Annotated in this window: 1 protein-coding gene; it reads right to left on the bottom strand. The window is 42.0% G+C overall.

Annotated features, from left to right (window positions below; all coding sequences use genetic code 11):
• On the bottom strand, positions 1-562 hold a 562-nt coding region (locus tag ACY3FQ_RS18140; RefSeq protein ID WP_489774605.1), incomplete at both ends, for an IS3 family transposase.

Here is a 562-nt window from a genome sequence, read left to right as displayed (position 1 = left end):
TTTATTGAACCAATCTACCCAGTTTAGTGTCGCAAGTTGTACATCTGCTAAACCTTGCCAATATGCTTTTAAATATTCAATCACCTCTGTTTTGTATAAGCCATTCACCGTTTCAGCCAAAGCATTATCGTATGAGTCACCCGTTGTACCGACTGAAGCTCGTAAATTTGCTGCTTCTAAACGATTGGTATAGCGAATGGAAAGATACTGTACGCCTCTGTCACTATGATGAATCACGTTCTTTGGCATGCCTCGATCATGCAATGCTTGCTCCAATGCATCCAGGACCATGTCTGTATTCATGCGTGTTGATACTTTCCATCCAACAATTGCTCGTGAGAAGACATCAATAATAAAGGCGGTATAGACCCAACCTGAATTGGTTTGAATATACGTGAAGTCAGCGACCCACAGGTGGTCAGGTTGATCAGCACTAAAATTCCGTTTCACTAAATCATCTGCTCGTTTTTGATCATCTCTGCTACGGGTAGTTTGTTTATTCTTCCCACGCCAAACACCTTGTATACCTAGCTTTTGCATCAATCGAGCAACTGTACAGCGT

It is taken from the genome of Acinetobacter sp. AB03 (assembly GCF_058107045.1).
This window is presented reverse-complemented; position numbering and strand designations above follow the sequence as displayed.